Source organism: Sulfobacillus sp. TH-112 (assembly GCF_057473405.1).
This window is the reverse complement of the sequence record NZ_JBYCKN010000065.1, coordinates 1-7,006: the sequence shown is the minus strand read 5'-3', so window position 1 is coordinate 7,006 and position 7,006 is coordinate 1. Positions and strand designations below refer to the sequence as shown.

Below are 7,006 nucleotides of genomic sequence, written 5' to 3'. Positions count from 1 at the left end.
GAGCTCTTGAAAGTGATGCGCCAGTACCTCGGTGAACCGGTCTAGTGAGGATATGCTGGAAAATTTCGTTGAAGCCGCGCTATCCACAATCCACTGGGCTAAATGGTGAATGGCCTCTTGGATGATCGGGCGAAGGAGCGGTACATTCATTTCAATAAGTTCGAGATGATCGTCGTTAAGAGGATAGGATTGCGCAAGCGCTAGGGGAAGATGGGCAATTTGACCAAGGCGTCGGGCCGGTTCGGGAAGGGACACCGACTCTACGAATTGACAAGATGGCGGTGCCAAGTAGGACCCCTGACCTAAACGGATTCCTAGGGCTCTCAGACGAATCAATTGCTCCTCGGTCTCGATGCCGTCGGCAATAATGCGGGTGCGCGATGCACTGAGCCAGTGGGCAACCACAGTGACCAGTCGATCCATCGCGGGATCTTTTCCTACCTTTTCCGTGACGAGGCGAGCGATTTTAATCCATTCGGGTTGTAAATGGGCCACGCGTACCGGGTCGGCATATCCTACCCCCCAGTCGTCCAGTGCAATTTGTAACCCATCATTGCGCAACGGCGCTGCCAGGGAAGCCCACTCTGCGACATCATGGTCGGACTCGGGGACTTCAAGAACCACATCATGAAAACTTTTTTGCTGCCAGCGGACGTGGTGAGTGAATTGGCGCACTAACGCTCGCGTGGACTTGAGAAACAGCCAGGTTCCCGGAGGGCGAAAGGACCCACGGTGAAACGCGAGTTGTTGCACGTCGCTGAGAAGGATTTCCAGGTCTTCGGGACTTTGGGCGCTCTCCGTGATGGCGCTCAATCCTTCATGCTCGCGTCCGACGAGGCAGCCTAGCGCTTCATAGCCAACGGCGTCTCCGGTCAATAAGTCGATAATGGGTTGAAATACTATCGTCAATGAAAGTTTGTTGAACATCACATACACCTCACTGATAGTATTCGTCAGCGAGGTGTAAATCGTGGCAGGAGACGCTTTAATGGACAATATGATGGATGATGGGCCCGACTAGCGCGGTGACCTCACTGTAGCTCACGCGGATAATGCCTCCTAAGGTATTTCGCAACCCTTCCAGATGCGTGAGCCCGATTTGGATGGAACCTAGGGCATGGATGATGCTATTGAGTTGCCATAAGATGAGTGCAGCCGCCGCTAGCGAAATCCACAGGGCGCGACGAAATGCATGGTTGGGGGAATCCTGCGCCGATGGATGTGTGTCCTCTTTAAAGTGTACCCGGGTGTTGCGAGCCGTGGACATAGGGGTCCTCCTTTCGATTCAGGTGATGGAGTCTTCATGGCCAGTGTAGTGGATATGGTAAAATTATACAGACACAATTCTGTTGTCGAAGCGCTAAATGATGCGACAGTGGTCGACATCTCAATGGGATACGAAGCAATAAGGGCGCAACGACAACCTCTCTCCAAGTCGCGAGGAGATGGTCAATGTCCTCAGACTCGCGATCCCGACCCGATGGTCTGACGATGTGCAATCTAGGCTTGAAGTTCCTCCTGCCTCATCGCGACTGATTCAACCTCTTTTGTGCAAAGCCGGGTTGACCATCTCTATGGTGAGTGGTCCCCACATGACCATCAGCAGCAAATTTTGTCATGCCGCGTCGTGATGATAGCCATGGCTTTAGAAAATTATGTGCGGGATCAGGTGGCACGATTTCCCGAAGGGAGGAAGCACATTTGTCGGGGAGGAAAAATGCTGGTCGTGGACTCTCTTGATGACGCATTCACTGACCTTTGGAAAGCGCTACAAACGAATAGTCGTATTCCGGCTAAGGATGACAAGATGGGATGGCAGCCAGTCCATAAGATAATCATAGTACGTAACGCGATAGCACATCGTGGCGGGGTTCTTTTAGAAAAACCAATGGAAAAGTAAATCGCTCACGTACCGGGGAGCCGTGGATGGTTGAGTTATCGGGTAAGGACATCAACCAATATTCTGAAGCTGTCCTGACGTATTGTAGAAATAATCTTGGTCTTCGTGTGACAGAGGCGTTGAATCAATTGGCTCATCTATCATAGATCCGATTGACGGCCACGGATGCGCACTTCGACAGGCAGTCATGACGAGCACGTAAGTGGAGCTAACCACAAAACGAGTTCGCTATCACACCGCTATTGCGCGAGGGTCAATTGGAAGGGATTGGTCGCCGACTGACTATTGGGGACGATTTCAATCCAGGTCTTCCCGGGAGCGAAGGGAGCCAACTTGCCGTCAGGCAGATAAAAGCGGGTAGGGTCACCAGAACCGGCATTCTTCCAGGTTCCCACGACATAGTGATGGCCTAAGAAGAGGAGCGCCTTTCCTTGACCGTGAAGAGCAATTTGGATCCAGCCGGTATTGGCCGGGTCGGGGAGGTATTGCTCGTTGGTATATTCAATGATGACGTTGGAGGCGACTACGGGTTTTCCACTATTCATCCCCATCACTTGCTGATAGCCCGTACCAGCATCAGGGTCGTCAACCCAACGCGTCCAACCTTGATCGACGGCATTCCAGCGCCACTGTTCAACACTATTATGGGTGTTCCAGGTGAGGGTGATCGATTGATAGGCTGGAGTTCCGGCAGACTGTTTGGCAAAGGGCCACGGAGCTTTTACCGTGGGATTTCCCCAATCTTTCTGGGCAACCTGCATGTCGGTCACGATATTGGTGAAGAGGTTATGTGGAGCAGGACGGAACGACACTCGAGTGCCTAGACTATAGGCATTGGCGTCAAGGTCCAGGTTATGGATATGATCGTTGGCAATGGCGGTATACCCGGGGTCAGAGGCGCCAGCATGAATATAGGCGGCAGGCCACTGGTGGATAAGACTAACAAAATAGGGACGAGCGGATCGATCAGGTCCCGCAAGGGTCGGTGCGTCACCGTAATAGAGCAAGAGAAACCGTGGATAGTAGAAAAACTCCGTATACGCTTCATAGACGACGTCGGCAGAGGATAGCCCATATTGGGGGCGGCCGTACTCTGAGTTTTCTATCATGAGACCTACTAAGGGCCCGTGGTCAGGTTCTTTGATATCCGTGAGAGGATCGGCGCCAGGCGTGATACCGGTGCTAGCGCTCTCAATTTTCTTCGTCCGAGGCGCGGTCCCGACCGGTGTCGTGTGATGGGTTCCACATCCAGATAGGACTAAACTTAGTGCTCCGACTGCCATTAACGATGACCACGCCGACGCTTTCATGAAAAGAATTCCTCCTCAAAATGGGATCCATTGCTATACCCTACCATGGTTGCGACACACCGTCACCTAATTAGAGGACGAGTTGTCGAAGAATTTCTTGCACCACCCTAGGGGAAGGAAGCGAATACTGAGCGATGGTTGGTCGCCTGGGACCGACGATGATGGTGATGCCTGAGCTTGCTTCCCTAAAGGCATCTTCGTCAGTCAGATCGTCCCCGAGCACCACCGGAATGAGATCCGAATCACCGAGTAACATTTTAACGGCATCGCCCTTTGTCACTCCCTGGCGCGGGCGAATTTCCCAACATAATTGCGCTTGGGACAAACGCACACTCGGCCAAGGCGCCATCATGCGGCGCAATTGGGCTTCCAAGGTCGACCAATCCGCTTGGGGTAGATGCCGATAATGAAAACTATAGGTCCAGGTTTTATTCTCAAAATATGTTCCCGGCATGGCCTGCGCTAAGGCATTCAGCGGTTCCCGAAGTGCGGTGAGTGCATCCTCCGCATTAGGATCAAGCAACAGCTGACGGTATTTGCCGTCTTGTCGCCACTCAATCCCATGATTGCCGACGAGCGTCATGGGAAGCGGAATCAGACGTTCCAAGTCCTTTAGGGCACGACCGCTCACAATGGCCACTTGGTGATAGGCCCTTTCCCAGAGAGAATGAAGGGTTTCGAGAAGCGCCTGGGTGACCTCGACCTCGCCGGGTTGCGAGGCTAACTCAATAAGCGTCCCGTCGAGGTCGAAAATCCAGTATCCATGATGTTCCACAAGCAAAGGGTTAAGAATATCTTTTGGTAAGGGTCTAGGATTGGGCATAGCTACTGGCGTATTCCTCCAGAGTCTCAAGGATGGCCTCGACCCAGTCATATAGAGTGTTTTGGTGAACTTGTTCGCGCATTTGATGCATGCGTTCGGCTATTTCCTGATGCGTCATGGATAAGACCGATTCCAAGGTGGCGGCGACACCTTCCGGATCCCAAGGATTAACGATGATGGCCGATTCCAGCTCCTGTGCCGCTCCCGTGGTTTCACTCAACAGTAAAATGCCGCGGTCGTCACTGTGGGCCGAGGCAAACTCTTTGGCCACCAAATTCATTCCATCAAATAGCGAAGATACCATGGCGAAGTCCGCGGCACGGAACAGCGCCATCAGGCGTGTGCGATCAAGGGTACGACCGATAGTAGTGACAGGAGACCATTCGGAGGTGCCAAACTCGCGATTGATGCGAGCGGTAAGTTCCTGCACTTCATGGTACAAGAGGCGATAATCCTTCAAACCCGATCGGGTCGGCACCACCACTTGTAAAAAGTTGACCTTACCGTGACGTTCAGGATATCGCTGGAAAAATTCACGGATCGCCTCAAGGCGGGGAATAATTCCTTTCGTGTAGTCGGCGCGGTCAACAGAGACCCCTAAAATTTGGCTTCCCGCAGCCAGGTGACGACGAATACCGCGAGTCAATCGCTGCACTCGTGGCGTTTCCACCAATTCCTCAATGGCTTCAATGTCCACGGAGATGGGGAAGGCTTGCACTAAAATCGTGCGGCCTTGCCAGGTGATGTGATGCTTTTGTCGGTCCACGGTCACCTGTCGGAAGGTGCGCTCCACCGCCTGAAAGAAATTTTCTACATCGTCCTCGGTTTGAAAACCGAGCACATCAGCGCCCAGCAATCCGCGTAAAATCTCTTGATATTGTGGACAGAGCCGATAGACGGTGTAAACCGGCCAGGGGATGTGCCAAAAGTGGGCGATGGAGAGATCGCCACGCATTTGCCGCGCCATAGCCGGGAATAGGGCCAATTGGTAGTCGTGCGAAAAGATGAGGGCTGCCGAGGGGCTTTCCTTGGCGACGCGGCGCGCAAACTTCAAATTAACGCTTCGATAGATACTAAACGCTTGCCGGGAAAATTGGGCGCGTTCAATGAGAAGGTGACTCAGGGGCCAAATTCCTTGATTGGCATAGCGATTGTAGTAGCCCTGCACTTCTTCCTGAGTGAGGTAAATGCGATGCAGACGATAGCGAGGATTATGTCGAGGAACGGGTCGAACACCGCCGGGCGCCGTTTGTCGGTCAGCGCTACCACTTCCCCAAGCGATCCAGTCTCCTCCTAATTCGCGCAATAAGGGATCTAACGCGGACACCACGCCGCCAGCCTTTTGCACGACGCGAATGCCAGTTCGAGTCCGTTCGTCTACGTAAGGCTCGCGATTCGTTACTACGACCAAAGGTCGAGTAATGCGTGTTGTGGCCATGATGATCACTCCCTCATTTAATGGTACCAGAGGTTTTAAGTTTCGGATAGTGATTATCGGCGAAGTGAGACGCGGCCGCGGGTCATGCGGTGAATGACATAGGATAGGTCGGGAAAGCGTAGCAGGTAGAGGACGAGGACATAGATCAGGCCCGATAATAGCGCCGTGAGAATGAGGCCGACTGCCAAAGGCACCATCCCACTGAGGGTGGCGAGATGCAGTAAATGGTAGGCTTCCAACGTGGCGAGCAGCATGACACCTCCCGCCAATCCTAAGGTGATGAGAGTACGGCGAAACTGTAGATGACTATTATAGCGAGGTTGGATGGCTTTGGATGTCAAAAGAGCGGCATTGACCCAACTGGCCATGCCGGTTGCGAGCGCGAGACCATCCGCTTGCATGACCCGCACTAAAATGAGGTCACCGACGATGTTGAATACAATCGTAATAATCGAGAACCGGGCTGGTGACCGGGTGTCTTGAGTGGCGAAAAATAGTCGCTGTAGATAGAAAGAGAGGCTAAATCCCGGCAGCCCAATGGCAAAGTACAGCAATGTGCCGGCGGTCAAATCAGTGGAATGAGCGTTGAAGGCGCCATGTTGGTACAAGAGGCGTAGAATGGGGATTCTTAAAGCAATGAACCAAATGGTGATAGGCACGATCACGATTAACACCACGCGAAACCCCTGCATCGCCAAGCGGCGAAAGGTGTCCTCTTCCTGATAGCTATGGTGTCGCGACAAGCGGGTATAAATGGGGGTGGCTATTGAAGAAATGAGAAGTCCAATAGGGATTTGCACTAGCACATAGGAGTAATTAAGGGCCGCCATACTGCCAACCACCAGTTCAGAGGCCAGAATACGGTCTACAATAATTCCCACACTCCCCACCGAACTGGTGAGTAAAAAGGGGCCAGCCATGCGCACCATGCGGCGTAGCAAGGGATGGCTAAAATGCCAACGAAAGTGTAAGCGAATGCCAATCCGGCGCAATGCGGGAAGTGTGATGGCGAGTTGCGAGACCACCGCAATGGTAAATCCCACAGCCACCCCAATAATTTCCATATGAAGGTAATGGCCCAAGAGAATGATGGTGGCAATACGAATAATGTTGACCGCCACAGGGGAGAGCGCCGGGATGAAGTATTCATCGCGGGCTTGTAAAATACCGACCACCAAACCGGCAATGCCCCAAAACATGATGGTGGGAATCATAATGCGGGTCATGGTTACCGTCAGTTGGAGTTCATGGCCATGAAATCCTGGCGCCATCAAACGAATAATGAGCGGGGTGAGCAGTTCACCTCCCCCAATGAGGACAATAGAAAGGAGAAAGAGTGCCGTGAGGACTTCATTCAGGAAACGGGCAATGGACCGAGGGGAATAGTCCACGTCAGCTGCCGTCATCAGTGGAATCACCGTCACTGAAATGGCTCCGTTTACTGTGCTGAAGAGCAAGTTCGGCAAGGCCGATGCCATGAGCCATGCGTCCGTATTGGCTGAGGTCGCAAAATAGAAGGCCATCACAATTTCCCG

7 protein-coding genes are annotated in these 7,006 nt (G+C 52.7%); 1 reads left to right on the top strand and 6 read right to left on the bottom strand.

Translation table 11 applies throughout. The features are described 5' to 3' along the window. Nucleotides 1-927, bottom strand: a 927-nt coding sequence (locus ACOJWD_RS04235) for an EAL domain-containing protein (RefSeq protein WP_486991978.1), incomplete at its 3' end; no start/stop codon positions are given. A 58-nt stretch (nucleotides 928-985) separates the two neighbouring features. Next, nucleotides 986-1,267 (bottom strand): hypothetical protein, encoded by a 282-nt coding sequence (locus ACOJWD_RS04230; protein WP_486991977.1) that lies wholly within the window; start codon nucleotides 1,265-1,267, stop codon nucleotides 986-988. Between the two features lie 372 nt (nucleotides 1,268-1,639). On the opposite strand from ACOJWD_RS04230, the gene ACOJWD_RS04225 reads away from it, so the two are divergent. Then, entirely contained in the window at nucleotides 1,640-1,900 is a 261-nt protein-coding gene (locus ACOJWD_RS04225) for a hypothetical protein (RefSeq protein WP_486991976.1), read from the top strand. Between the two features lie 239 nt (nucleotides 1,901-2,139). On the opposite strand, the gene ACOJWD_RS04220 is transcribed toward ACOJWD_RS04225, so the two are convergent. The 4 genes from ACOJWD_RS04220 to murJ form a co-directional block, all read right to left on the bottom strand. Next, a complete protein-coding gene (locus tag ACOJWD_RS04220; protein ID WP_486991975.1) occupies nucleotides 2,140-3,210 on the bottom strand; it encodes a DUF3048 domain-containing protein in 1,071 nt (356 codons plus the stop codon). Between the two features lie 70 nt (nucleotides 3,211-3,280). Continuing rightward, entirely contained in the window at nucleotides 3,281-4,033 is a 753-nt protein-coding gene (otsB, locus tag ACOJWD_RS04215) for a trehalose-phosphatase (protein WP_486991974.1), read from the bottom strand. After that, nucleotides 4,020-5,471, bottom strand: a complete 1,452-nt coding sequence (locus ACOJWD_RS04210; protein ID WP_486991973.1) for an alpha,alpha-trehalose-phosphate synthase (UDP-forming) — start codon at nucleotides 5,469-5,471, stop codon at nucleotides 4,020-4,022. The genes otsB and ACOJWD_RS04210 overlap by 14 nt, the downstream gene beginning before the upstream one ends. Before the next feature lie 53 nt (nucleotides 5,472-5,524). Beyond that, nucleotides 5,525-7,006, bottom strand: a 1,482-nt coding sequence (gene murJ / locus ACOJWD_RS04205) for a murein biosynthesis integral membrane protein MurJ (RefSeq protein WP_486991972.1), incomplete at its 5' end; no start/stop codon positions are given.

Coding starts and splice junctions, on each gene's coding strand:
- ACOJWD_RS04230 (WP_486991977.1), bottom strand. CDS start 1,267: ATGTCCACGGCTCGCAACACCCGGGTACACTTTAAAGAGGACACACAT.
- ACOJWD_RS04225 (WP_486991976.1), top strand. CDS start 1,640: ATGGCTTTAGAAAATTATGTGCGGGATCAGGTGGCACGATTTCCCGAA.
- ACOJWD_RS04210 (WP_486991973.1), bottom strand. CDS start 5,471: ATGGCCACAACACGCATTACTCGACCTTTGGTCGTAGTAACGAATCGC.
- otsB (WP_486991974.1), bottom strand. CDS start 4,033: ATGCCCAATCCTAGACCCTTACCAAAAGATATTCTTAACCCTTTGCTT.
- ACOJWD_RS04220 (WP_486991975.1), bottom strand. CDS start 3,210: ATGAAAGCGTCGGCGTGGTCATCGTTAATGGCAGTCGGAGCACTAAGT.